The organism is Pseudomonas sp. NPDC087614 (assembly GCF_044743485.1).
Classification (GTDB): domain Bacteria; phylum Pseudomonadota; class Gammaproteobacteria; order Pseudomonadales; family Pseudomonadaceae; genus Aquipseudomonas; species Aquipseudomonas baetica_A.
Genome location: NZ_JBIUWN010000163.1, coordinates 1 through 2,993 on the forward strand (window position 1 = coordinate 1; position 2,993 = coordinate 2,993).

The 2,993-nt window shown below is 58.2% G+C and carries 3 protein-coding genes; all 3 read left to right on the forward strand.

All coding sequences use genetic code 11. The features are described from left to right. The first annotated feature begins 6 nt into the window (after positions 1-6). The 3 genes from plsX (at position 7) to fabG (ending at position 2,845) form a co-directional block, all read left to right on the forward strand. A complete protein-coding gene (plsX, locus tag ACIOWA_RS27700; protein ID WP_401162903.1) occupies positions 7-1,026 on the forward strand; it encodes a phosphate acyltransferase PlsX in 1,020 nt (339 codons plus the stop codon). A gap of 123 nt (positions 1,027-1,149) precedes the next feature. Further along, entirely contained in the window at positions 1,150-2,088 is a 939-nt protein-coding gene (fabD, locus tag ACIOWA_RS27705; RefSeq protein WP_339464892.1) for an ACP S-malonyltransferase, read from the forward strand. Between the two features lie 16 nt (positions 2,089-2,104). Further along, complete coding sequence (gene fabG, locus ACIOWA_RS27710) at positions 2,105-2,845, forward strand: 3-oxoacyl-ACP reductase FabG (protein ID WP_339464893.1); 741 nt, start codon at positions 2,105-2,107, stop codon at positions 2,843-2,845. Positions 2,846-2,993 lie beyond the last annotated feature (148 nt).

Consider the following 2,993-nt stretch of genomic DNA (forward strand, 5'->3'; position numbering starts at 1 on the left):
CACCCGATAAAGCCCCTCCCCGCACACGACATCGCGATTGCCGCAATGGGCGGGGACTTCGGTCCCCGCAGCATTGTTCAGGCCAGCCTTGCTTGCCTTTCTGCTACGCCCTCGCTGTACCTGACCCTCGTCGGTCAACCCTCCCTTCTTGAAGAATTGATCAACGGCCAATCGGCTGCCGATCGCGCGCGCCTGACAATTGTTGCGGCGTCTGAAGTCATCACAATGGACGAGAAACCGACCCAAGCCTTGCGTGGCAAGCCGGATTCGTCGATGCGTGTCGCCTTGGAGTTGGTGCGTGATGGCAAGGCTCAGGCCTGTGTCAGTGCTGGCAATACAGGGGCGTTGATGGCGCTGTCGCGATTTGTCCTCAAAACGTTGCCAGGCATTGATCGGCCGGCGATGGTTGCCGCCATTCCGACACAGAAAGGTTATTGCCAGTTGCTCGATCTGGGCGCCAATGTCGATTGCAGTGCCGAGCATCTTTTGCAGTTCGCTGTGATGGGCTCGGTGGCGGCGCAGACGCTGGGCATCGCCCGTCCGCGCGTGGCTCTGTTGAACATTGGCACCGAAGACATCAAGGGTAATCAGCAAGTCAAGCTGGCGGCCACCTTGTTGCAAGCGGCGCGAGGGATTAACTACATCGGGTTTGTCGAGGGCGACGGGTTGTATCGCGGTGAGGCGGACGTGGTGGTATGCGATGGCTTTGTCGGCAATATCCTGCTCAAGTCCAGCGAAGGGCTGGCGACGATGATCGCGGCGCGTATCGAGGCGCTGTTCAGGCGTAACCTCGCCACGCGCGCTGTCGGTGCCTTGGCGTTGCCATTGATGAAGCGCTTGCAGGCTGATCTGGCGCCGGCGCGACATAACGGCGCAAGCTTTCTGGGTTTGCAGGGCATTGTGGTGAAAAGTCACGGGTCGGCCGGGGTTCAAGGCTTTCAGAGTGCTATCGAGCGCGCGTTGATCGAGATTCAGGAGAACCTGCCGGAGCGTCTCCACGGTCGTCTGGAGGATTTGTTGTCTTAGGCGTTTTCGTCGGACAATGCTTAAATGTGACCGCCCGGTTCAAAGGGCCATCCAACTGTCAGTTTCTTGCGTCCCCAAGTGGGGCGTCATTATTCGACGACAAGATCATTAGGGGCTTGTTACATGTCTGCTTCCCTCGCATTCGTCTTTCCAGGACAGGGTTCGCAGTCCCTCGGCATGCTGGCCGAGTTGGGCGCGCAACATCCATTGATCCTCGAAACTTTCAAAGAAGCATCCGATGCTCTGGGCTATGACCTTTGGGCGCTGACCCAGCAAGGGCCGGAAGAGCTGCTCAATCAAACCGATAAAACCCAGCCGGCCATTCTGACTGCATCGATTGCCCTTTGGCGTCTGTGGCTGGCTGAAGGTGGCGTGCGTCCAGCTTTCGTTGCCGGCCATAGCCTGGGTGAATACAGTGCGCTGGTTGCTGCAGGTAGCCTGAAGCTGGCTGACGCGGTGAAGCTCGTTGAGCGCCGTGGTCAGTTGATGCAGGAGGCCGTACCGGCCGGGCAGGGTGGCATGGCTGCCATCCTTGGCCTGGAAGACGCCGACGTGCTCGCAGCCTGTGCTGAAGCGGCGCAAGGCGAAGTGGTCAGCGCCGTCAACTTCAACTCGCCGGGCCAGGTGGTTATTGCGGGTGCCAGGGCGGCTGTCGAGCGTGCCATTGAAGGCTGCAAGGCGCGTGGCGCCAAGCGTGCCATGCCCTTGCCGGTAAGCGTGCCGTCGCACTGCGAGCTGATGCGTCCGGCTGCCGAACGCTTTGCCGCAGCCATCGCCGCCATTGACTGGCAGGCGCCGCAGATCCCTGTGGTACAGAACGTCAGCGCGCAAGTGCCGGTCGATCTGGAAACCCTCAAGCGTGATCTGCTCGAACAACTCTACAAGCCAGTTCGCTGGGTCGAGTCGGTACAGACTCTGGCTGCGAAAGGCGCGACCAATCTGGTCGAATGCGGGCCGGGCAAGGTGCTTGCCGGTCTGAACAAACGTTGCGCCGAAGGCGTTGCGACTTCCAACCTCAATACCCCAGACGCTTTCGCTGCCGCTCGCGCAGCGCAAGCCTGAATCAGGAGAAGCTTGCATGAGTCTGCAAGGTAAAGTTGCACTGGTCACCGGTGCAAGCCGCGGTATCGGCCAGGCCATCGCACTGGAACTGGGTCGTCAGGGCGCTACCGTCATTGGTACCGCAACTTCTGCCAAGGGTGCCGAGGCTATCTCCGCTACTCTGAAAGAACATGGCATTCAGGGTACCGGTCTGGAACTCAACGTCACCAGTGACGAATCGGTCAGCAGTGTACTGGCGAGCATTCAGGAGCAGTTCGGTGCGCCGGCAATCCTGGTCAATAATGCCGGTATCACCCGCGATAACCTGATGATGCGCATGAAAGACGATGAATGGTACGACGTGATCGATACCAATCTGAACAGTCTGTATCGCCTGTCCAAGGGCGTTCTGCGTGGCATGACCAAGGCGCGTTGGGGACGAATTATCAGTATTGGCTCGGTGGTGGGTGCCATGGGCAACGCAGGCCAAGTAAACTATGCAGCCGCCAAGGCCGGTCTGGAAGGTTTCAGCCGTGCAATGGCGCGTGAAGTCGGTTCGCGTTCGATTACGGTCAACTCGGTAACCCCAGGGTTTATCGACACCGATATGACCCGCGAACTGCCTGAAGCACAGCGTGAAGCCTTGCAGACGCAGATTCCGCTGGGTCGTCTGGGGCAAGCTCAAGAGATCGCGTCTGTGGTCGCTTTTCTTGCATCCGACGGTGCGGCATACGTTACTGGGGCTACAATCCCGGTGAACGGTGGGATGTACATGTAAGTAAAATGTGACGGATTGCTTCAAAAAAATGTCATACGAGCTGTCTAAAATCCGTTATAAAGCTGCAATCTATTTATAGACAGAGGGCTGCAGGGTTTGAGGAGTGAAGCTTTCAGTTGAAAATCTGAAAAGACTTTCTATACACTTA

What these genes read in the sequence shown, in the direction of transcription:
- fabD (WP_339464892.1), top strand. Translation starts at nt 1,150, where the DNA reads ATGTCTGCTTCCCTCGCATTCGTCTTTCCAGGACAGGGTTCGCAGTCC.
- fabG (WP_339464893.1), top strand. Translation starts at nt 2,105, where the DNA reads ATGAGTCTGCAAGGTAAAGTTGCACTGGTCACCGGTGCAAGCCGCGGT.